The organism is Streptomyces sp. 1331.2, assembly GCF_900199205.1.
GTDB lineage: Bacteria > Actinomycetota > Actinomycetes > Streptomycetales > Streptomycetaceae > Kitasatospora.
Genome location: NZ_OBMJ01000001.1, coordinates 6,047,569 through 6,068,902, shown reverse-complemented (window position 1 = coordinate 6,068,902; position 21,334 = coordinate 6,047,569). Strand labels below are relative to the sequence as shown.

The following is a 21,334-nucleotide window of genomic DNA, read 5'->3' as shown; positions in this document are numbered from 1 at the left end:
GTCCGGATGCGACCTGGATCACCGTCGCCGCCACCGGACGGCCCCGGCGCACGCCCCAGGCCTTCACACGATCTGCTCACCCCAGAGCACCAGCACGCCGGTCCCGCCCGCCCCCAGCTCCAGTCCGCCGCCCTCCCCCGCAGGTCGCAGCGGGGTCGACTGCAGCAGCGCGCCGTCCGCCCGGTAGCCGGCCTCGCCGATCGCCCGGCGGACCTCCTCCGCCTCGGTGAAGGTCCGGGGCAGCGCGACGAACCGCTCCGGCCTGCGGGCCAGCACCGCGCGCACGACGTCCGGGCCGCCGGACTCCACCACCGCCGCGTCCGGCTCGGGCAGGCCGCCCAGCACCTCGGGGCCGCTGCCGTACACGGCCTCCACCTCGACGCCGTACCGGCGGGCGTTGACGGTCAGCCGGGCGCAGGCCGAGCGGGAGCCCTCGACCGCGACCACCGCGGCGCCGAACCGCGCCGCCTCCACCGCGAGGGCGCCGCTGCCCGCACCGACCGACCAGACCAGATCCCCCGGACGTGCACCCAGACGGGCCAGCACCAGGGCGCGCACGTGCGCGGGGAGCGCCTCCGACGCGCCCGCCTCAGCCCCCGTGCGCCCGGCGCCCGCGTAGGCGTCACCGGGGAGCGCCCAGCCGCGTTCCGCGCCGGGGTAGCCCACCGGGCGCCCCGCCAGCCAGCCGGCCGCCTGGTCCACCGCGGCGGCCTGGGCGGCGCCGCCGATCACCAGCACCACGTTCGGGTCGCGCCAGACGTGGTCGGCGATCCGGTCGGAGGTGAGGACGGTGACGTCCTCCTCCGGGGTGCCGAGGGCTTCGCAGACCACGAAGGTCCGGTGCACCCCGCGCAGCATCAGGGCGAGTTCGGCGGGCCCGGCGCCCGGGGCGGTGAGCACCGCGACCTTCGGGTGGGCCCGGCAGATGTTGGCCGCGCGGCGCAGTCGCCCGCCGTGGGCGCTGACCACCTGGGCGTCCTCCCAGGGCATGCCGGCCCGGGCGAAGGCGGTGGCGACGGAGGAGACGGCGGGGAGCACCTCCAGCTCCAGGCCGTACTCGGGGCGGCGCAGGGTGCGCACCACCCCGAAGAAGCCCGGGTCGCCCTCGGCGACCACGACGGCGGCACCGCGGTGCTCGGCGATCCGGCGGGCGGCGTGCCGGATGTCGCCGAGGGCGATCCGCTCGGCCGCCTCCGGCACCGGGAGGGCGTTCAGTTGGTAGGGGGCGCCGGCCACCAGGGTCGCCGCGGCGAGGGCCGCACCGGCGGCCTCGGTCAGCGGCGTGCCGTCCCACCCGATGACCGTGATCCGGTCAGCCATCTGCGGCCGTTCTCCCTCGACTCGGTGCGCCACTCGGTGCGCCGTCGTTGCGGCGCCGGTGGAGAGGCTACCGGGTGTCGTCCCCCGGACGCCGACATCTCGTACAGATGTCCGTACGGCCGGGGGCGGGTCAGTCCCGCAGCACGTAGCGGTGGTCGCCGTGCCAGCCGTCGCGGTGCAGTTCGGGCGACTCCAGGTCCTCCGGGAGCAGGCTCCACAGGATGAGGTCGCTGCGGCTCTCTCCCCCGGCCTGGCGGCTGGAAGGTGCCCCCACCAGCAGCTCGCCGGACTCGCCGCGCACTATCCAGGCGCTGCGCAGCACGCCCTCGCTGATGCCGCCGACCTTCTGGGCGACCTGCTGGGCGGCGGTGTTCCCGGCGGCGGTGCGCAGTTCCAGGCGCAGGAAGCCGCGGTCCTCGAACAGCCACTGGGCGACGCCGAGGACGGCCTCCGGGGCGTACCCCTCGCCGCGGGCCCAGGCGGCGGTGACGTAGGAGATCTCGGTGCTGCGCAGGCGCCAGTCGGTGTTGCGCAGCTCGACCAGGCCGACCAGGCGCTGGGTCAGGTGCTCGGTGACGGCGAGGACGATGCCGCGGCCGGCGGCCCGGTGGGCGGGGGCGAGGGCGCGGGCGAGTTCGGCCGCGTACTCCTCGGTGAAGGGGTGCGGGAGGTCCGTCCAGGCCCGCACGAGGTCGTCGGCCATCATCGTGGCCAGACCGGGGGCGTCGTCCTCCGCAAGGGGTCGCAGCAGCAGCCGTTCGGTGCTGATGGCGGTCTCGGGGAAGCTCGCTGCCATGCCGTCTCTCCTCGCCGGGTCGTGAACACAACACCGTACGCCTCCGTCGCGCTCCGGGTACCACCCGGTGCGCCGCCCGCACGACGGTACGTCAGAACGCCGTCGCCCGGGGCGTCCCGGGTGCATACTGCCCGACCGGGCCCCCGCCGAGGTGCGGCGGGGGCCCGGTCGTCGGGGCGTATCGCGGTACGACGGAGCGGTGCGAGGGAGCGGTACGCCCGAGCGGTACGGCGGATCGGCGGATCAGAAGGCCGGGATGACCGAGCCCTGGAAGGTGTCGTTGATGTACTTCTTGACCTCGTCGGAGTGCAGCAGCTCGGCGAGCTTCTTGACCCGCGGGTCGTCCTCCTTGCCCTTCTTGACGGCGAGGATGTTGGCGTACGGGTTGCCGTCGGCCTTCTCCAGCACCAGCGCGTCGGTGGCCGGCTTCAGACCGGAGTCGAGCGCGTAGTTGCCGTTGATGACGGCGGCGTCGAGGTCGGCGACGGAGCGGGGCAGCTGGGCGGCCTCCAGCTCCTTCCACTTGAGGTTCTTCGGGTTGCCCGTCACGTCGGCCGGGGTGGCGGTGGTGGTGACGCCGTCCTTGAGGGTGATCAGCTTGTTGTCGGCGAGCAGCTTGAGCGCCCGGCCCTCGTTCGTGGCGTCGTTGGGCAGGCCGATGGTGGCGCCGTCCGGCAGGTCGGTGATCGCCTTGACCTTCTTGGAGTACAGGCCCAGCGGCTCCAGGTGCACGGGCTCGACCGAGACGATGGTCGTACCGTGCTTCTTGTTGAAGTCCTCCAGGTACGGCACGTGCTGGAAGTAGTTGGCGTCGGCCGAACCGTCCTGCACCGCCGTGTTGGGGGTCACGTAGTCGGTGACCTCCTTGATGTCGAGCTTGAGGCCGGCCTTGTCCGCGAGGTTGTCCTTGACGAACTTCAGGATCTGCCCGTGCGGGGTGGGGCTGGCCACGACCTTCAGCGGCGCGTTCGGGTCCGAGGAGGACGAACCGGAGCTGCTGCAGGCGGCCAGCGAGAAGGCGAGGCCGGCGGTGGCGAGGACACTGGTGAACTTCACAACGGTGCGCACGAAAAGTGCCTTTCTGCGTGATTCGGGGAGCCGCGTCCGGAGTCGGACGAGGGAGGTCTAGGAGCCGACGAGGTCCTTGTCGGGAGTCGTCGGGGTGCGGCCCAGCAGGCGGGTCCGGCCGCCGGAACGGCCGCGGTTGGCCAGGCTGCGGACGGCGAAGTCGCCGATCAGCTGGACGGCGGTGACGATGATCACCAGCTCGGCCACGATGACCCACATGAAGGCCGTCTCGAAGCGCTGGTAGCCGTAGTTGACGGCGAGGGTGCCGAGGCCGCCGCCGCCGACCGTGCCGGCCATCGCGGAGTAGCTGACCAGCGTGATGACCGTGGTGGTGATCGAGGCCACGATGCCGGGCAGCGCCTCGGGCAGCAGGGTCTTGCGGACGATCGTCCGGGTGCTGCCGCCCATCGACTGGACCGCCTCGACCAGGCCGCGGTCGACCTCGCGGACGGAGGTCTCGACCAGGCGGGCGAAGAACGGGATGGCGCCGATGGTCAGCGGCACGGTCGCCGCCTGCCAGCCGATCGAGGTGCCGACCAGCCAGCGGGTGAAGGAGATCAGGGCGATCATCAGGATGATGAACGGCACCGAGCGGGCGATGTTCACCACGAAGCCGATGGCCTTGTTGACGGCGCGGTTGGCCAGCAGGCCGCCCTTGTCGGTGAGCACCAGCAGGACGCCCAGCGGCAGGCCGAGCAGCACGGTGACGAACGCGGACACGCCGACCATCTGGAAGGTCTCCTGCGTGGCCGGCCCCATCAGGGCCCACATCTGGTCCCAGGTCATGCCACCGCTCCGTTCGCCGCGCCGATCACGTCCACCTGCAGGCCCTGCTCGCGCAGGTAGCCGATCGGCACCACGTTGTCCTGGTGGCCGCCGGACAGCTCGACCCGCATCCGACCGACCATCCGGCCGGCGATGGTCTCCACCGCGGCGCCGAGGATGTTGATGTCGATCTGGTAGGTGCGGGCCAGCTGGGAGACGAACGGCTGGGCCGAGGTGTCGCCCTGGAAGGTGATCTCCAGCACGGTGGAGCCGGGGTGGCCGGTACCGAACTCGCTGAGCGGGAACAGCTCGCGGGCCAGCTCGGAGCCGGGCTCGGCAAGCAGCTCGGTGAGCTCGCCGGACTCGACCACCCGGCCACCGCGCATCAGGGCGGCGGAGTCGCAGACGGACTTGATGACGTCCATCTCGTGGGTGATCAGCAGGACGGTGAGGCCGAGCTGCTGGTTGAGGTCGCGCAGCAGCTTGAGGATCGAGCGGGTGGTCTCCGGGTCGAGCGCCGAGGTGGCCTCGTCGGAGAGCAGCACCTTGGGGTCGCCGGCCAGGGCGCGGGCGATGCCGACGCGCTGCTTCTGGCCGCCGGAGAGCTGGTTGGGGTAGCTGCGGGCCTTGTCGCCCAGGCCGACCAGGTCCAGGAGTTCGGCGGCCTTGCGGCGGCGCTGGGTGCGGTCCAGGCCGATGATCTCCAGCGGCAGCTCGACGTTCTGCTGCACCGTCCGCGAGGACAGCAGGTTGAAATGCTGGAAGACCATGCCGATCCGGCGGCGCGCCTCGCGCAGTTCCCGTCCCGCCCGGTTCTCGCCGCCGGACAGCGCGGTGAGCTCGACCCCGTCCACGGTGACGGTGCCGGAGGTCGGACGCTCCAGCATGTTCACGCAGCGGATGAGGGTGGACTTGCCGGCACCGCTGGTGCCGACGACTCCGTAGACCTCGCCCGGGCGGACGTGCAGGTCGACACCGGCGAGGGCGGTCACCTCGCGGCCTCGGGAGCGGTAGACCTTCGTGAGGTCCGTGGTGGTGATCACAGCGGCTTCCGTGGGTCGGGGGCGGGCGGCGTGGGTCGACCGGCCGACCGGATTGCGGTCGGCGGTGTCCTACGGCGCTTCGCCAGGAGGATCCGGACCTGCCACCCCTTGATCGTGACCGTTGGACGGCCGGGCCGCGCGACGGCGTGGCCCTTACGAGTCACCGGCGCCCGCGGGTGGGCGGGCACGGCAAGGGGAGGGGTCCGGAGAGGAAGGGCGCGCTCGCACGGGCGGGAGCGACGCCGGAGTCTCGCTTCGGGGCGCGAGGGGAAGGCACCTCAGGGGGCGCCGGGGGCGATGGCCCTCAGCAGTGACACATTCGACGGCACATGGCACGCTCACCTGCCGGCAGCGTGCCGGTGGGGGTCCAGTTCGTCGTCGCAGTCATGTGAGCCAGTAAAACAGATGGGCGGAAGTACGCCCAATTGTTTGACGCCGCTGTCCGCAATGCGGACACCTGTGGCCCTGACCAGCGAGGATACGGCTCGACGCCGCCACCGGATCGTCCGGATGGTGGCGGCGCCGAGGGGCGTGGTGCGGGCGGCGGGGCGGGCGGGCTCAGGCCGTCGCGGCAAGCGGGGTGCCGGCGAGCGGCGTGGCGACGGGCTTCTCCAGGTGGACGAAGCTGAGCCGGCTGCTGACCTGCTCGACCCGGGTCTGCCGGTAGCCCTGACGGGCGTACAGGCGCAGGTTGCCCAGGCTGCGGTGGCCGGTGTGCAGGCGGTAGGCGCTCACCGGACCCTCCTCGGCCAGGCGGCGCTCCAGCGCGTCCAGGAGGCGGCCGCCGAGGCCGTGACGCTGCATCCGCGGGTGGACGACCAGACGCCCTATCCGGCCGACGCCGTCGGCACCGATTCGGCCGCGGACGGTGCCGACCACCTCGTCGCCCAGCCGGGCGACCAGGAAGTGCTGCTCGGCCAGTTCGGCGCGCAGGCTCTCCAGGCTCTGTGTCAGGGGCTCCAGGGCCCAGTCTCCGTACAGCTCGGCCTCGGGTTGGTAGCCGAGGTACTGGAGCTTGAGGATCTGCTCCGCATCGTCGGCGTCCGCGGCCGAGATGATCACGCTCATGCCCATGTGGAGGGGCCTCCCCAGTCGTCGTGCCCGGCGCGCAGAGGGTGGCGCGCTCACGCTCAGTATCCGAGCGATCGCGTCACCGTCAAGAGCTGCGTTCGCCAGCGCTCTACCCGGGTGTCAGCTTCCCTCAACCTTCGGAGGGTCGGACGTGGCGAGGGTCACTCGGGGACGGAGGGGGCGGAGGGGGCTGATGAGGTGGAAGAGGGGCCGGGCCGCGGCCCCGGGGGTCATGGATAGCGCTCCGCGTGGAGCAGGGTCCGCAGGCAGGCCAGGCAGCGGGAGCGGGTGGGGCCGATGGAGCCGCGGGGCATGCCGAGGCGTTCGGAGAGCTCGCGGTAGGTGGGCGGCGGGTCCTCGGCGAGGGCGGCGATCAGCTCCGGGCAGCGGCCGGGCAGCGCGGCGACGGTCTCGCGGACCGCGCGGCGGCGGCATTCGGCGAGGTAGACGTCCTCGGCGGAGGGAGCGGCGGGAAGTGTGGTGCACACATCGTGCATGACGGCCCGGGGCTGGGCCGGTTACGCCCGGGCCGGGGCGCGGACGCCGGAGGGGCGCGCCGGTCGGACCGCCGCGCCCCATCCGTGCCGACCTCCGGTCAGCCCCGGGCCCATTCCTGCTGCCGCGCCAGGCCCGCCTTCACCTCGGCGAGCTGGCCCGCGACGGCCGAGGGGGCGGTGCCGCCGCGCCCGTTGCGGGAGGCGATGGCGCCGTGCACGCTGAGCACCGACCGGACCTCGGGGGTCAGGTGTTCGGAAATCGCGGCGAACTGCTCGTCCGTCAGGTCGGACAGTTCGATGCCCTCCGCCTCGCAGACCTTGACGCAGGCCCCGGCCACCTCGTGCGCGACCCGGAACGGCACACCCTGCTTGACCAGCCACTCGGCGATGTCGGTGGCGAGCGAGAAGCCGGCCGGGGCCAGCTCCTCCAGCCGCTCCCGGTGCACGGTGAGGGTGGCCATCATCCCGGTGAACGCGGGCAGCAGCACCTCCAGCGTGTCGCAGGAGTCGAAGACCGGCTCCTTGTCCTCCTGGAGGTCCCGGTTGTAGGCCAGCGGCAGCGCCTTGAGGGTGGCGAGCAGGCCGGTCAGGTTGCCGATCAGGCGGCCGGACTTGCCGCGGGCGAGCTCGGCGATGTCCGGGTTCTTCTTCTGCGGCATGATCGAGGAGCCGGTGGAGAAGGCGTCGTGCAGCGTGATGAAGCCGAACTCCTTGGTGTTCCAGATGATCACCTCCTCCGCGATCCGGGAGAGGTTGATGCCGATCATCGCGGTCACGAAGGCGAACTCGGCGACGAAGTCGCGCGAGGCCGTGCCGTCGATGGAGTTGCCGACCGAGCCGCCCTCGAAGCCGAGGTCGGCGGCGACGGCCTGCGGGTCGAGGCCGAGCGAGGAGCCGGCCAGCGCCCCGGAGCCGTACGGGGAGACGGCGGTGCGGGCGTCCCACTGGCGCAGCCGCTCGGCGTCCCGGCCGAGGGCCTGGACGTGCGCGAGGACGTGGTGGGCGAAGAGCACCGGCTGGGCGTGCTGGAGGTGGGTGCGGCCGGGCATCGCGGTGTCCGGGTGCGCCTCGGCGAGGTCGACCAGGGCCTGCTGGAGGTCGAGCAGCAGGGCGCCGATGATCCTGGCGTGGTCCCGCAGGTACATCCGGAAGAGCGTGGCGATCTGGTCGTTGCGCGAGCGCCCGGCCCGCAGCTTGCCGCCGAGGTCGGGGCCGAGGCGCTCCAGCAGGCCGCGCTCCAGGGCGGTGTGGACGTCCTCGTCGGCGACGGTGCCGGTGAAGGTGCCCGCCTCGACGTCGGCGAGCAGCTGGTCCAGGCCGGCCAGCATGCCGGCGAGCTCGTCGTCGGAGAGCAGGCCCGCCTTGTGCAGCACCCGGGCGTGGGCCTTGGAGCCGGCGATGTCGTACGGCGCGAGGCGCCAGTCGAAGTGGACCGAGGCGGAGAGCTTGGCCAGCGCCTCGGAGGGGCCGTCGGCGAAGCGCGCGCCCCAGAGGCGGACGTCGGCGGACTGGTCGGCGGTCATCGCGTCGAGCTCCTTACGAGGGGACGTGCAGGCGTACAGGTTTACGGCGTTGGGCATAAGTATGCACGAGGGTGCATGAAACGCCAACCCCGGCCGGTGGACGGGGTCGGCGCTCGGTGGACGCTGTCGGTGGTGCGGGCTGCTGCCCGTGGGTGCTACTGCCGGTGCGGGCTACTGGGCCTTGGCCTGGGCGAGTTGCATGAGGTGGTCGGCGAGCGCCTGGCCGCCGGCCGGGTCGCGGCTGATCAGCAGGACGGTGTCGTCGCCGGCGATGGTGCCGATGATCTCGAACACCTCGGCCTGGTCGATCGCCGAGGCCAGGAACTGGGCGGCGCCCGGCGGGGTGCGCAGCACCACCAGGTTGCCGGAGGCCGTCGCGGAGACCATGAGCTCGCCGGCCAGCCGGGCCATCCGGCCCTCGCTGGCCGACTCCCCCATCGGTGCGCGCGGCGTGCGGTCGCCGCCCTCGGCCGGGACGGCGTAGATCAGCGCGCCGTCCCGGTTGCGGATCTTGACCGCGCCCAGCTCGTCCAGGTCCCGGGAGAGGGTGGCCTGGGTGACCACGAGTCCGTCGTCGGCGAGCAGCTTGGCGAGCTGGCTCTGCGAACGCACGGGCTGGCGGGTGAGCAGGTCCACGATCCGCCGGTGGCGCGCCGTGCGGGTCTGCGGGACCTGCGGCGTCGGGCCGGCGGCGGAGGGGCCTGAGTGGGAAGCGGTCATGTGATTATTCTCCCGGACGACCGTCAACTCGCATCGGCCGGGGCGCCCTCGCGCACCGTCCGGAGGATGCCCGGCAGTGCCGCGAGGAAGGCGTCCGCCTCCTGCTCGGTCAGCACCAGCGGCGGAGCCAGCCGGACGGCGTCCGGGACGGCCGCGTTGACCAGGAAGCCCGCGTCCTGGGCCGCAGCCTGGATCGCGGCCGAGACCGGCTCGGTGAGCACGATGCCGAGCAGCAGTCCGGCCCCGCGCACGTGCGAGACCAGCGGGTCGCCGATCGCCTCGACGCCCTGGCGCAGCCGCTCGCCGAGCTTGCGGACGTGCTCCAGCACGCCCTCGGACTCGATGGTGTCCAGCACCGCGAGCCCGGCCGCGGCGGCCACCGGGTTGCCGCCGAAGGTGGTGCCGTGCTGGCCCGGGGTGAGCAGGTCGGCGGCCTCGCCGAAGGCGAGCACGGCGCCCATCGGCAGACCGCCGCCGAGCGCCTTGGCGAGGGTGACGACGTCCGGCTCGACGCCCTCGAACGCCTGGTGGGCGTACCAGTGGCCGGTGCGGCCGACGCCGGTCTGGATCTCGTCCAGGACCAGCAGGGTGCCGGTGGCCCGGGTGATCTCGCGGGCCGCCCTGAGGTAGCCGTCCGGCAGCGGGATCGCGCCGTTCTCGCCCTGGATCGGCTCCAGGAAGACGGCGGCGGTCTCGGTGGTGACGGCCGCGCGCAGCGCCTCGACGTCGCCGAACGGGACGTGGGTGACGTCACCGGGCAGCGGGCGGAACGGGTCCTGCTTGGCGGGCTGGCCGGTGAGCGCGAGCGCGCCCATGGTCCGGCCGTGGAAGGCGCCCTGGAGGGCGACCAGGTGGGTGCGGCCGGTCCGCCGGCTGATCTTGAACGCGGCCTCGTTGGCCTCCGCGCCGGAGTTGCAGAAGAACACCCGGCCGTCCTCCCGGCCGTCCAGCGCCAGCAGCCGCTCGGCGAGGGCGATGGTGGGCTCGGCCATGAAGAGGTTGGAGACGTGGCCGAGGGTGGCGATCTGCCGGCTCACCGCCTCGACGACGGCCGGGTGGGCGGTGCCCAGGGCGTTGACGGCGATGCCGCCGAGCAGGTCGGTGTACTCCTTGCCGTCGGCGTCCCAGAGCTTGCTGCCCGCGCCGCGCACCAGCGGGATCCGCGGGGTGCCGTAGTTGTCGGTGAAGGTGTGCTGCCACCGGCCGGTGAGCTGCTCGTTGTGCGTCATGCCAGTCCCCCGGTCACGGTCGGTTCGTCGTCCGGCACGACCATCGTGCCGATGCCCTCGTCGGTGAAGATCTCCAGCAGCAGGCTGTGCTGCACCCGACCGTCCAGCACGCGGGCGGTGCCCACGCCGGAGCGGACGGCGCGCAGGCAGCCCTCCATCTTGGGGAGCATGCCGCTGGCCAGCTCGGGCAGCAGCTCCTCCAGTTCGCTCGCGTTGAGCTGGCTGATCACGTCGTCGGAGTGCGGCCAGTCCTTGTAGAGGCCCTCGACGTCGGTGAGGACGACGAGCATCTCGGCGCCGAGCGCGACCGCCAGCGCGGAGGCCGCGGTGTCGGCGTTGATGTTGTAGACGTGGCCGTCGGCGCCGCGCGCGATCGAGGAGATGACCGGGATCCGGCCGTCGGCGATCAGCGCCTTCACCGCGCCGGCCTCGATGTTGACGATGTCCCCGACCAGGCCGATGTCCACCTGCTCGCCGTCGACGACCGCGTAGCGCTTGACGGCCGTCATGGTGTGCGCGTCCTCGCCGGTCATGCCGACGGCGAACGGGCCGTGCTCGTTGAGCAGGCCGACCAGCTCGCGCTGCACCTGGCCGGCCAGCACCATCCGGACCACGTCCATGGTCTCGGGGGTGGTCACCCGCAGCCCGTTGGTGAAGTTGGACTCCAGGCCGAGCTTGTCCAGCTGGGCGCTGATCTGCGGGCCGCCGCCGTGCACCACGACCGGGTGGAGGCCTGCGTAGCGCAGGAAGACGACGTCCTGGGCGAAGGCCGACTTGAGGCTGTCGTCCACCATGGCGTTGCCGCCGAACTTGATCACGACGGTCTTGCCGTGGAAGCGCTCCAGCCACGGCAGCGCCTCGATCAGCGTCATGGCCTTGGGCAACGCGGTGTTGTTGCGGGCCTGTTCGCCCTTGGGTGCGATCTGCACGGGGTTCCCTCGTCGATGGGGTCCCCCGGCCGGAGGCTGGGGGAGGAAGTCGCGGACCGGGTGCCGCAGCCGGCCTGTCGTGACCGGTTGGTTGCGGCCGGTTGGTCGCGGCCGGTTGGTCGCGGCCGGTTGGTCGCAGCCGGCCTGTCGCGGCTCAGGATGCCGCGGACGAAGTGACGCGGATCAGGTCGAGTAGGCGCTGTTCTCGTGAACGTAGTCGGCGGTGAGGTCGTTGGTCCACAGCGAGGCGCTCGCCGTACCGGCGTTGAGGTTCGCGGTGATGACGACCTCGCGGCCCTTCATGTCCACCAGGTCGCGGTCCTCGGCCACGCCGCCGTCCCGGCAGACCCAGACGCCGTTGATGGCGACGTCCAGCCGGTTCGGGTCGAAGGCGGCGGTGGTGGTGCCGATCGCGGCCAGCACCCGGCCCCAGTTGGGGTCCTCGCCGTGGATGGCGCACTTGAGCAGGTTGTTGCGGCTGATCGTCCGGGCGACGTCGACGGCCTCGTCCTCGGTGGCGGCGCCGGTGACGTCGATCCGGATGTCCTTGCTGGCGCCTTCGGCGTCGCCGATCAGCTGGCGGGCCAGGTCGGCGCTGACCGTGCGGACGGCCTCGGCGAACTCGGCCGGGTCCGGGGTGAGACCGGTGGCGCCGGAGGCGAGCAGCAGCACGGTGTCGTTGGTCGACATGCAGCCGTCGGAGTCGATCCGGTCGAAGGTGGTGCGGGTGGCGCCGCGCAGCGCGTCGTCCAGGCCGGCGCTGTCCACGGCGGCGTCGGTGGTGAGCACGACCAGCATGGTGGCGAGGCTCGGGGCGAGCATGCCCGCGCCCTTGGCCATGCCGCCGACCGTCCAGCCGGCCGGGCTGGTGACCTGGGCGGTCTTGTGCACGGTGTCGGTGGTCTTGATGGCGATCGCGGCGGCCTCGCCGCCGGTCTCGCTGAGCTCCCCGACGGCCAGGGTGACGCCGGGCAGCAGGACGTCCATCGGCAGCCGCTGGCCGATCAGGCCGGTGGAGGCCACGGCGACCTCGCCGGCGTTGAGCTCCAGCTCCGCGGCGACCTTCTCGGCGGTGGCGTGGGTGTCCTGGAAGCCGAGCGGGCCGGTGCAGGCGTTGGCGCCACCGGAGTTGAGGACGACGGCGGAGACCTGGCCGCCCTTGAGGACCTGCTCGGACCAGAGCACGGGCGCGGCCTTGACCCGGTTCGCGGTGAAGACGCCGGCGGCGGCGAGCGAGGGGCCGTCGTTGACCACCAGGGCGAGGTCGGGGGTGCCGGAGGCCTTGATGCCCGCGGTCACGCCGGCGGCCCGGAAGCCCTTGGCGGCGGTGACTCCGAGGTTGTCGGGACTGGTCACGGTGCGACTCCGTTCACGGGAAGGCCCAGCTCCTCGGGCAGGCCCAGGGCGATGTTCATGCTCTGCACCGCGCCGCCGGCGGTGCCCTTGACGAGGTTGTCGATCGCGCTGATCGCGATGATCCGCCCGGCGGTGGCGTCCAGGGCGACCTGGACCAGGGCGGTGTTGGCGCCGTAGACGCTGCTGGTCTGCGGCCACTGCCCCTCGGGCAGCAGGTGGACGAAGGGCTCGTCCGCGAACGCCTCGGCGTAGGCGGCGCGCAGGCTCTCGGCGCTCACCCCGGGCCGGGCCTTGGCCGAGCAGGTGGCGAGGATGCCGCGCGGCATCGGGACGAGGGTGGGGGTGAAGGAGACGGTGACCGGCTCGCCCGCGAGCGGGGTGAGGTTCTGCACCATCTCCGGGGTGTGCCGGTGGACGCCGCCGACGCCGTACGGGCTGACGCTGCCCATCACCTCGCTGCCCAGCAGGTGCGGCTTGGCGGCCTTGCCGGCGCCGGAGGTGCCGGAGGCGGCGACCACGACGGCCTCCGGCTCGGCGAGACCGGCCGCGTAGGCGGGGAACAGCGCCAGGGAGACCGCGGTCGGGTAGCAGCCGGGTACGGCGATCCGGTTGCTGCCCTTCAACGCGGCGCGGTGGCCGGGGAGTTCGGGCAGGCCGTAGGGCCAGGTGCCGGCGTGCGCGGAGCCGTAGAACTGCTCCCAGTCAGCGGCGGCCCTGAGCCGGAAGTCGGCGCCGCAGTCGACCACCAGGACGTTCTCGCCGAGGGCTTCGGCGACGGCGGCGGACTGGCCGTGCGGGAGCGCCAGGAACACCACGTCGTGGTCGGCCAGCACCTCGGGGGTGGTGGGTTCGAGCACGCGGTCGGCGAGCGGGATCAGGTGCGGCTGCAGTGCGCCCAGCCTGGTGCCCGCGTTCGAGCCGCCGGTCAGCGCTCCGATCTCCACCTCGGGGTGGCCGAGCAGCAGGCGCAGCACCTCGCCGCCCGCGTATCCGCTCGCGCCGGCGACGGCGACTCGCAATGCCATGGCGTTCCTCCTTTGTCGTGGCATGAATATACGCGTGAGGGAAAATCCATGCAAGGAGTATGCGCGGAAGCCCCGACCCGGGGGTGAACCCCCGGTCGGCGCTTGACGGCGCGCGGCACCCGGCGCCCCACACGCTGCTCGGCACTCGGCGCCCGGCGGCGCCCGGCACTCAGCGCTTGACGGCGCGCAGCACCACGAACTTGGGGTTCCCGGCCACGAGTTGGCAGTTGCCGAAGAGGCGGCGCAGCTTGACGTGGTACCCGAGGTGGCGGTTGCCGACCACCCAGAGTTCACCGCCGGGCCGCAGCGCCCGCTTCGATCCGGTGAACATCCGCCAGGCGGTGGCGTCGGTGGTGGCCTGATGGGAGTGGAACGGCGGGTTGTTGAGCACCAGGTCCACCGAGCCCGGGGCGATCACGTCCGCCGCGAGCGCGTCGGCGGCCAGGAACTCGGCCCGGGCGTCGGGGCCCAGGTTGGTGCGGAAGGTCTCCTCGGCGGAGGCCACCGCCTGGTGCGACTCGTCCACGAACAGCAGCTCCGCGCCCGGCCCGGCCAGCGCGGCGGCCGTCCCGACCACACCGTTGCCGCAGCCCAGGTCCACCACCCGGTCGCCGGGGGCGGGGGTCGGCAGGTGGGCGAGGAGGAACCGGGTGCCGATGTCGAGCCGCTCGGCGCAGAACGTCCCGGCGTGGTTGACGACCGTACGGCCGGAGGCGGGGCCGATGCCCGACGGCAGCGCGTAGCGGTGCGGCCACGGGCTGGGACCGGGGGCGAGCGCCGGGTCCGGTGTACAGAGGATCAGCCGGGCCTTGCGGACGGCCAGCGAGGTGCGGGTCGGACCGAGGATCCGCTCGAAGAGCCGGAGCGTGGAGGTGTGGATCTCGGTCACCATGCCGGAGCCCACCACCACGGTGCCCTCGTGGACGGCGGGGGCGAGCCGGTGCAGCTGGTCCTCCAGCAGGGCCAGGCTCTTCGGGACGCGCACCAGCAGGACGTCGATCCGCTCCGGCGGGCTGTCCCGGGTGGTGAGCAGCCGGGCCTCGTCGACGGCGGCGCCGGCCCGGGCCAGGTTGGCCGCGGTGGCCTTCCGGCCGAGGTGGGAGTCGCTGATCTGGAGCGGCCGGTGCTCGGCGAGCGCGGTGGTCAGTGCGCCCCAGCGGTCGCCGAGGACGGCGATCCGGCGGCCGGCCAGCTCGGTGGCGGCGCCGGCCGCGCTGTCCGTCTCGCCCGCGAGGTGGCGCAGCAGGTACTCGTCGGCGGCGTCCCAGGCCCGCAGCCGCTCGCGCGGGTCCTCGGGGAAGCGGGTGAGGTCGAAGGTGCCCCACGGGGTGGCGAACGGGGTCGCGGCGGGCGGCGCCGCGGCGGGCGTGGTCTGCGGATTCATCGTGTTCTCAGGCTATCGGACGGGCTCCGGGGAACAGTTTTGGATGGAAGCCGCCGGACGGATACTGGAAGTGCCCGACCGAGAGGGGTGAGGGCGATGGACTGGAAGCTCGAAGTCGTGGTGGTCCCGGTGTCCGACGTGGACCGCGCGAAGCTCTTCTACGAGGAGCAGGCCGGCTTCACGGTCGACCACGACACCCGGCTGCGGGACGGACTCCGGGTGGTCCAGCTGACTCCTCCCGGATCGCGCTGCTCGATCGTGGTCGGCAAGGGCGTGATCGACTCGCCGCCCGGCTCGGTCAAGGGGCTCCAGCTGGTGGTGGCCGACATCGAGAAGGCGCACGCCGAACTCGCCGCGCGGGGCGTGCAGGTCAGCCCCATCCAGCACTTCGTGGCGGGAACCCGGGTCGACGGCCACGGCGAGGCGTGGAACAACTTCGTCTTCTTCAACGACCCGGACGGCAACGGCTGGGCCGTCCAGGAGGCGCCGGCCGCGGCGTAGGCCTCCGGCGTGGGCGCCGGGCACGGGGCTCCGCCGTGGGCTCGGGCCCAGGCCTCCGGCTTCCGTCCGGGCCCTTGGGTAGGCTCCGAGGATGGCTGAACACGAGGGAAGCGTGCGGGTGGACAGCTGGATCTGGTCGGTCCGGCTGGTCAAGACGCGGGCGCTGGCGGCGGCCGCCTGCCGGGCCGGGCACGTCCGGGTGAACGGCGAACGGGCCAAGCCGGCCCAGGCGCTGAAGCCCGGGGACGAAGTGCGGGTCCGCGAGGAGGGGTACGAGCGGGTCGTGGTCGTACGGCAGCTGATCCGCAAGCGCGTCGGCGCCGCGGCCGCGGCGGAGTGCGTGGTCGACAACAGCCCGCCGCGGCCGCCGCGCGAGTTCGTCGCAGCGGCCGGGCAGCGGGACCGCGGGACGGGACGCCCCACCAAGCGGGAGCGCCGCGACCTGGACCAGCTGCGCGGGCACTGACGCTCCCCCGCCGGGACTCGGCTACGCGGCGGTGTCGGTGAGCACCTTGGCCAGGAAGGCGTCGAGGTTGCCCACCGTACGGGCGATCTGCTGCTCCAGCGGCAGCGACTCGTCGGGCCTGGTCACCAGGGTGGACTTCTTCAACCCGCGCACGTAGAGGGAGCAGGCGAGGTCGGCGCAGATGTACGTCCCGACCGTGTTGCCCTCGCGGCCGGCCACCCCGGCCCGGCGGGCGGCGAGCAGCGCGACGCCGGTACCGGCGTGGGTGGTGATGCACAGCGAGCACACGTTGCTCTTGGTGAGGCTGCGCCGCACCGTCGGCACCCGCAGCGTCACCCCGACCGGCTCACCGCCGTGCACGGCCACCAGGTAGGCGCGGTCGGGCGCGCCCTGGTCCCGCCAGCCGAGGAAGTCCAGGTTCTCCCACGGCAGTTCGGCCAGACCCCGGGGCAGGTTGAGCCGACGGGCCTCGCCCTTGGAGCAGTTGACGAAGGACGCGCGGATCTCGTTCTCACTCAGGGGTTCCATGGCGCGGAAGCTAACACCGTCGCCCGCGGCCTGTCGCGTCAATTTCTCCCGGTACGTACCGGGCCATCCGGGCGGGCGCGGGCTCGCCGGTGGGCCTGGGTCCGCCCCGGGCTGCCTACGGCTTGAAGGCGACGCCCGCGTAGGCGGAGACGTCCTGCCAGCCCTCGGGGAGTTCGGTGGTGGGGACGTGGCCGGGGGTGGGGCGCCAGAGCGGGAGTTGGACGAGGCCGGGGCCGGCGAACTCGAAGTCGCCGAAGAAGGGTTCGACGCCGGCCCGGGGGCGCAGGACGAGGGGGGCGCTGGCGCTCTTGTAGATGCGGGTGCCCTCGGCGGCGCTCTCCCGGGAGGCGAAGTCGGGGCTGCCGTGGGAGAGGATCAGCGCGCTGCCCGGCGCGAGCGCGTCGCGCAGGGCGCGGACGATCTGCTGCGCACCGTCCTCGTCGCGGATGAAGTGCAGGACGGCGACCAGCATCAGCGCGACCGGCTGGGAGAGGTCGACGGCGGCGGCCAGCGCGGGGTGGCCGAGGATCGTGGCCGGGTCGCGCAGGTCGGCCTCGATCACCGAGGTGTGCCCGGTGGGGTGGCCGGCGAGCAGGGCGCGGGCGTGGGTGGCCACGATCGGGTCGTTGTCCACGTACACCACGCGGGCGTCCGGGGCGACCCGCTGGGCGACCTCGCTGGTGGAGCCGACGGCGGGGATGCCGGTGCCGATGTCGACGAACTGGCGGATGCCCCGGCCGGCCACGAACTCCACGGCGCGGCCGAGGAACTGCCGGTTGGTGCGGGCGAGCAGCGGCAGTGCGGGGTAGGCGGCTATCGCGGCCTGGGCGGCCTTGCGGTCGGCCTCGAAGTTGTCCTTGCCGCCCAGGTAGTAGTCGTACATCCGGGCCGTGTGCGGGATGCCGGTGTCCAGTTCGCTCGGCGGCTGCCAGTCGTCCGCTCTGACCCAGTTCCAGTCGGTGTCGGCCGCCCGCCCCGCCGCAGTGTCCTCGTACATCCCGTCCCGCCCCCAATGCGCCATGCCGGAAGTGTGGCGACCGCGCGTCGTCCCGCGGTGCGCGGTGATCGTATCCAACGACAGGCCGTGGAAACAGCGGGAGTTCAGGTTTACGCAACACCCGTAGACAAGATGTGTGCACGTCAAACACGCCATGGACAGCGAACGGACAGCGAACGGACAGCGATACGGACAGCAGTACGGGCAACGGCCCGGACACCGGTCGTACCGGATCGCCCGCCGGGCCCGTCGTCTCTATGCTGGCTGCCGATGACTGCCGACCGCCGCACCGTGCTGCGCACCACCGCCAAGATGGCCGCCCTCACCGCCACCGCCGGCCTCCTCACGGCCTGCGGTACCGGCACGCCCCGCCGGGCCGACCCCGGGGCGCTGGCCGCGCACCCCGGCACCGTCGATCCGCAGCACACCACCGACCCGGCGTGGAACGGCGGCGAGGGCCCGGCCTCCCCCGCCCCCACGGCCCCGGCCGAGCCGGCCGAGCCGCAGGCCGCCGCCGGGGCGGGCGCGACCGCCGCCCAGCCCTCCGCCCCGCCGACCCCGCCCCCGCTGCCCCCGCTCGCGGCCGGCACCCCGGTCGAGGTCGTGTACGGGCCGCGCACCGGCAGGAACGTGGCGCTCACCTTCCACGGCAGCGGCGACCCGAAGCTGGCCACCGCCCTGCTGGAGATCGCCGAGCAGCGCGGCGCCAAGCTGACCGTGATGGTCGTCGGCAGCTGGCTCGACCAGCAGCCGCAGATGGCCCGACGGATCCTGGACGGCGGCCACGAGTTGGGCAACCACACCCAGAACCACCTCAACATCTCTGCCATGACGCCCGACCAGGCGCGCGCCGAGATCGCCCAGTGCGCCGAGCGGCTGCAGCGGCTCACCGGCTCGATCGGCCGCTGGTTCCGCCCCTCCGCCGCCCAGTACGCCACCCCGATGGTGCGCGAGCAGGCCAGGGCCGTCGGCTACGAGCACGTGCTGTCCTTCGACGTCGACCCGCGCGACTACAGCGACCCTTCGGCCGCCGAACTGCAGCGCCGGGTGCTGAACTCGGTGCGCGGCGGTTCGGTGGTGGCCCTGCACATGGGCCACCAGTGCACGGTGGACGCGCTGCCGGCCATTCTGGACGGCCTGGCCAAGGCGGGGCTCAAGCCGGTGACGGCCAGCCAGTTGTGCGCCTGAAGGACTGCTGATCAGACCATCGGGTCGTCGTCCTTGTACGGGCGCAGCCGCAGGGTGCGGGCGTCCGCGGCGCGGATCTCCTCGGCCCGGGTGACCAGCTCCTCCAGGTCGTCCCGCCCGGCGTGGATGAACCGCCCGTGCAGCGCGTCGAAGCGCCCGCGGGCGGCGTCCGCGGTGACCGCGACCATGTACGGGATGGAGCCCCAGGTCTTCATGTCCTTGAACATCGGCATCCCGGCGGTCATGTCGGTGGCCACCGCGCCCGGGCTGATGTCCAGGACGACGACGCCGTGCCCTGCGAGCGAGTCCGCCATGTTGTCGGAGAGCTGGAGCAGCGCGCCCTTGGAGGTGGCGTAGGCGGTGTAGTGGCCGTCGGGGCGCAGCGCGAAGCCGGAGTTGAGGTTGAGCACCCGCCCGCTCCGCCGGGCGACCATGCCGGGCAGGACGCAGCGCAGCAGGTTGTAGGGGCCGCGCAGGTTGGTCTCGACCACCTGCCACCACTGGTTGGCGTCGGTCTCCCAGATCGGCACCTCGGCGCGGTCGACCTGTCCGGCGTTGTTGACCAGCAGGTCGATCGGGCCGAGGTCGCGTTCGACGAGCCGGACGGCCTCGCGCACCGAGCCGGGCCGGGTGACGTCGGCAGTGACGGCCACGCCCCTGGAGCCGTGCTTGACGCACTCCTTGAGGGTTGCGGTCAGCGTCTCGTGGGTGCGGCCGACCAGGCCGACGGCCATCCCCTCGGCGGCCAGGCCGATGGCGATCTCCCGGCCGATTCCCCGGCCGGCGCCGGTGACCAGGGCGACCTGTCCTGTGAGCGATCCCGTCGGCACCGTGTGCTCCCTTCCCGTCCCCGGCCCCCGTCTGCGGCATTCTGTCGGCCGGCGGGCGGTGGCGGCCCCGGGCGCACCCGCCGGGGGCGCGGGCTCACCCTTTCGGGGGACTCCCGGCGGTGGCACTCCTCCGGGGAGGGGGTGACCTACCGGCCGGTACGGAGTAGTAACGTCGTCGGGGCGGTGACCGGTGCACCCATTCCGGCGCACCGGCCCGTTGACCAGCAGCTTGCTGGGCCACCAGTCGCTGGGTGACCCCCAGCACCACCGAAGGGCAACTGAGTGAGTGACATCGCGCGCGTCGGAGTAGTCGGCTGCGGTCTGATGGGGTCGGGCATCGCCGAGGTCTTCGCCCGGGCCGGGCTGGACGTCCTGGTGTCGGAGGCCAGCGGCGAGGCGCTGGAGTTCGGCCGTACCCGGCTGACCAACTCCCTGGAGACGGCCGTCAAGCGCGGCAAGCTGACCCCCGAGCAGCGGGACGAGGCGATGGCCCGGCTGTCCTTCACCACCGACCTGTCCGACTTCGCCGACCGTGACCTGGTGGTCGAGGCGGTCGCCGAGCGCGAGGACATCAAGGTCCAGATCTTCCAGACCCTGGACCAGGTGATCGAGCGCCGCGACGCGATCCTGGCCTCCAACACCTCCTCGATCCCGATCGTGAAGCTGGCCGCCGCCACCTCCCGCCCGGAGCAGGTCATCGGCCTGCACTTCTTCAACCCGGCGCCGGTGCAGAAGCTGGTCGAGGTCATCCCGACCCTGACCACCTCGGCGACCACCACCGAGCGGGTCGAGGCCTTCGCCACCCAGGTGCTCGGCAAGGAGCCGATCCGCGCCCGCGACCGGGCCGGCTTCGTGGTCAACGCGCTGCTGGTGCCGTACCTGCTGTCCGCGGTGCGGATGTTCGAGTCGGGCGTGGCCACCGCCTCCGACATCGACAAGGGCATGGAGGCCGGCTGCGCCCACCCGATGGGCCCGCTGCGGCTGTGCGACCTGATCGGCCTGGACACCATCGTCTCGATCGCCGAGTCGATGTACGACGAGTACAAGGAGCCGCTGTACGCCGCTCCGCCGCTGCTGTCCCGGATGGTCGACGCGGGCCTGCTGGGCCGCAAGTCGGGCCGCGGCTTCTACGACTACACCGCGAGCGCCTGACCCTTCCGGCGGGAGCGACAACGGGGCCCGGCGGCCGTGATCCGGCTGCCGGGCCCGGTGCATTGACGATACGTCAGCTACTGATGATGCATCAGCTAGCTGTTGATGGCGTAGCTGTCGCCGTAGACCTTCCACTTCAGCGGCGGGTTGAGGTCGAAGTTCTTCGCGTTGAGGAAGACCAGCTGCTCGGTGTCGACCCGGCTGGTGTCGGAGTGGGCCTCCTCCTTCTTCATGACCACCTTGCGGGCGTCCAGGAACGCCTTCAGGTAGGTGGCCTCGTCGCCGCCCTGGGCCGGGGTCTTGGCCTTCTTCATGGCGGCGGCGCGGATGCCGCCGAAGCTGTCCGAGCTGTTGCCCGGGCCGTGCATGACGATGGCGTCGTAGTAGGCGAACTGGCCGAGCGCGCGCAGGCCGTCGGCCTTGGCCTGGTTGACGGCCGGATTGAAGTAGACCCGGTCGCGCTCGTCGTTCTGGGCCTGCTGGAAGACGGTGTCCTTGGCGGCCGTGGCCCAGTCGCGCTCGAACGCGGAGCCGAGGCCGGCGTGCGAGTCGGTGCCGTTGACCTTCTTCAGGGCCGGCAGGTACTTGGCGAGGATGTTGCCGGGCTTGAGGTCGGTGTAGTGCTGGACGAGCTCCAGCATGTCGCCGGTGCCGGAACAGAAGCCGATGATGCCGGCGGTGTAGCCGCGGCCGTCCTTGATGTCCTCGATGTACTTGTACTGGGCCTTCCAGTCCAGCGAGGAGTTCTCCGCGCTGGACACCAGCTGCATCGCGATGTCCTTCTTGTGCGGGTCGTCCAGCCCGACCCCCTTGAGCCGGACGGACGCGGCCGGCGCCGGGGCGGCCTGGGCCGCCGTGGTGGCCGCGACGGTGAGGGGCGCGGCCACCAGGGCGGCGGCGAGGGCGATGCGGAGGGCACGGCGGGGCTGAGGGCGCATGGGACGCT

At 72.8% G+C, this 21,334-nt stretch carries 22 protein-coding genes; 4 read left to right on the top strand and 18 right to left on the bottom strand.

What is annotated here, in order from left to right; translation table 11 throughout:
* Positions 1-63 precede the first annotated feature (63 nt).
* From cbiE to CRP52_RS26285, 14 genes are all read right to left on the bottom strand, one after another.
* On the bottom strand, positions 64-1,320 hold the full coding sequence (cbiE, locus tag CRP52_RS26350; RefSeq protein ID WP_097238661.1) for a precorrin-6y C5,15-methyltransferase (decarboxylating) subunit CbiE: 1,257 nt from the start codon (positions 1,318-1,320) through the stop codon (positions 64-66).
* Between the two features lie 130 nt (positions 1,321-1,450).
* Complete coding sequence (locus CRP52_RS26345; RefSeq protein ID WP_097238660.1) at positions 1,451-2,116, bottom strand: GNAT family N-acetyltransferase; 666 nt, start codon at positions 2,114-2,116, stop codon at positions 1,451-1,453.
* Positions 2,117-2,359: 243 nt separating this feature from the next.
* Positions 2,360-3,184 carry a MetQ/NlpA family ABC transporter substrate-binding protein gene (locus CRP52_RS26340; protein WP_097238659.1) on the bottom strand — a complete coding sequence of 275 codons (825 nt, stop codon included), beginning with the start codon at positions 3,182-3,184 and terminating at the stop codon, positions 2,360-2,362.
* A 57-nt stretch (positions 3,185-3,241) separates the two neighbouring features.
* On the bottom strand, positions 3,242-3,970 hold the full coding sequence (locus tag CRP52_RS26335; RefSeq protein ID WP_097238658.1) for a methionine ABC transporter permease: 729 nt from the start codon (positions 3,968-3,970) through the stop codon (positions 3,242-3,244).
* On the bottom strand, positions 3,967-4,992 hold the full coding sequence (locus CRP52_RS26330) for a methionine ABC transporter ATP-binding protein (protein ID WP_097238657.1): 1,026 nt from the start codon (positions 4,990-4,992) through the stop codon (positions 3,967-3,969). Before CRP52_RS26330 ends, CRP52_RS26335 begins: the two co-directional genes overlap by 4 nt.
* A 558-nt stretch (positions 4,993-5,550) precedes the next feature.
* Complete coding sequence (locus CRP52_RS26325; protein ID WP_097238656.1) at positions 5,551-6,066, bottom strand: GNAT family N-acetyltransferase; 516 nt, start codon at positions 6,064-6,066, stop codon at positions 5,551-5,553.
* Positions 6,067-6,293: 227 nt separating this feature from the next.
* Positions 6,294-6,551, bottom strand: coding sequence for a sigma-70 family RNA polymerase sigma factor (locus CRP52_RS26320; RefSeq protein ID WP_097238655.1), 258 nt, complete (start codon positions 6,549-6,551; stop codon positions 6,294-6,296).
* A gap of 107 nt (positions 6,552-6,658) precedes the next feature.
* Positions 6,659-8,083: an argininosuccinate lyase gene (gene argH, locus CRP52_RS26315; protein WP_097238654.1), complete on the bottom strand. Its 1,425-nt coding sequence runs from the start codon at positions 8,081-8,083 to the stop codon at positions 6,659-6,661.
* 171 nt (positions 8,084-8,254) lie between these two features.
* On the bottom strand, positions 8,255-8,803 hold the full coding sequence (locus CRP52_RS26310; RefSeq protein ID WP_049652068.1) for an arginine repressor: 549 nt from the start codon (positions 8,801-8,803) through the stop codon (positions 8,255-8,257).
* A 23-nt stretch (positions 8,804-8,826) separates the two neighbouring features.
* Complete coding sequence (locus tag CRP52_RS26305) at positions 8,827-10,032, bottom strand: acetylornithine transaminase (RefSeq protein WP_097238653.1); 1,206 nt, start codon at positions 10,030-10,032, stop codon at positions 8,827-8,829.
* Positions 10,029-10,904, bottom strand: coding sequence for an acetylglutamate kinase (gene argB, locus CRP52_RS26300; RefSeq protein ID WP_097240358.1), 876 nt, complete (start codon positions 10,902-10,904; stop codon positions 10,029-10,031). The genes CRP52_RS26305 and argB overlap by 4 nt, the downstream gene beginning before the upstream one ends.
* Positions 10,905-11,144: 240 nt before the next feature.
* Complete coding sequence (gene argJ / locus CRP52_RS26295) at positions 11,145-12,317, bottom strand: bifunctional glutamate N-acetyltransferase/amino-acid acetyltransferase ArgJ (RefSeq protein ID WP_097238652.1); 1,173 nt, start codon at positions 12,315-12,317, stop codon at positions 11,145-11,147.
* Positions 12,314-13,342, bottom strand: coding sequence for an N-acetyl-gamma-glutamyl-phosphate reductase (argC, locus tag CRP52_RS26290; RefSeq protein WP_097238651.1), 1,029 nt, complete (start codon positions 13,340-13,342; stop codon positions 12,314-12,316). The genes argJ and argC overlap by 4 nt, the downstream gene beginning before the upstream one ends.
* 169 nt (positions 13,343-13,511) lie before the next feature.
* The gene (locus CRP52_RS26285) at positions 13,512-14,726 is read right to left on the bottom strand and encodes a methyltransferase (protein ID WP_097238650.1); all 1,215 of its coding nucleotides are present in this window, start codon (positions 14,724-14,726) and stop codon (positions 13,512-13,514) included.
* Positions 14,727-14,822: 96 nt separating this feature from the next.
* On the opposite strand from CRP52_RS26285, the gene CRP52_RS26280 reads away from it, so the two are divergent.
* Positions 14,823-15,227 (top strand): VOC family protein, encoded by a 405-nt coding sequence (locus tag CRP52_RS26280; RefSeq protein ID WP_097238649.1) that lies wholly within the window; start codon positions 14,823-14,825, stop codon positions 15,225-15,227.
* Positions 15,228-15,318: 91 nt separating this feature from the next.
* Positions 15,319-15,693 carry an RNA-binding S4 domain-containing protein gene (locus tag CRP52_RS26275; protein WP_097238648.1) on the top strand — a complete coding sequence of 125 codons (375 nt, stop codon included), beginning with the start codon at positions 15,319-15,321 and terminating at the stop codon, positions 15,691-15,693.
* Between the two features lie 21 nt (positions 15,694-15,714).
* On the opposite strand, the gene CRP52_RS26270 is transcribed toward CRP52_RS26275, so the two are convergent.
* Both CRP52_RS26270 and CRP52_RS26265 read right to left on the bottom strand, forming a co-directional pair.
* Complete coding sequence (locus CRP52_RS26270; RefSeq protein WP_097238647.1) at positions 15,715-16,221, bottom strand: FBP domain-containing protein; 507 nt, start codon at positions 16,219-16,221, stop codon at positions 15,715-15,717.
* Between the two features lie 115 nt (positions 16,222-16,336).
* A complete protein-coding gene (locus tag CRP52_RS26265; RefSeq protein ID WP_257032866.1) occupies positions 16,337-17,242 on the bottom strand; it encodes an SAM-dependent methyltransferase in 906 nt (301 codons plus the stop codon).
* A 246-nt stretch (positions 17,243-17,488) separates the two neighbouring features.
* Here CRP52_RS26265 and CRP52_RS26260 point away from each other — a divergent pair, with 246 nt between their 5' ends.
* Entirely contained in the window at positions 17,489-18,406 is a 918-nt protein-coding gene (locus CRP52_RS26260; protein ID WP_097238645.1) for a polysaccharide deacetylase family protein, read from the top strand.
* 11 nt (positions 18,407-18,417) lie between these two features.
* Here the strand turns inward: CRP52_RS26260 and CRP52_RS26255 are convergent, their stop codons facing one another.
* A complete protein-coding gene (locus CRP52_RS26255; protein WP_097238644.1) occupies positions 18,418-19,236 on the bottom strand; it encodes an SDR family NAD(P)-dependent oxidoreductase in 819 nt (272 codons plus the stop codon).
* A 282-nt stretch (positions 19,237-19,518) separates the two neighbouring features.
* On the opposite strand from CRP52_RS26255, the gene CRP52_RS26250 reads away from it, so the two are divergent.
* Positions 19,519-20,388: a 3-hydroxybutyryl-CoA dehydrogenase gene (locus CRP52_RS26250; protein ID WP_097238643.1), complete on the top strand. Its 870-nt coding sequence runs from the start codon at positions 19,519-19,521 to the stop codon at positions 20,386-20,388.
* 95 nt (positions 20,389-20,483) lie between these two features.
* On the opposite strand, the gene CRP52_RS26245 is transcribed toward CRP52_RS26250, so the two are convergent.
* Positions 20,484-21,326: a chitosanase gene (locus tag CRP52_RS26245; RefSeq protein WP_097238642.1), complete on the bottom strand. Its 843-nt coding sequence runs from the start codon at positions 21,324-21,326 to the stop codon at positions 20,484-20,486.
* Positions 21,327-21,334 lie beyond the last annotated feature (8 nt).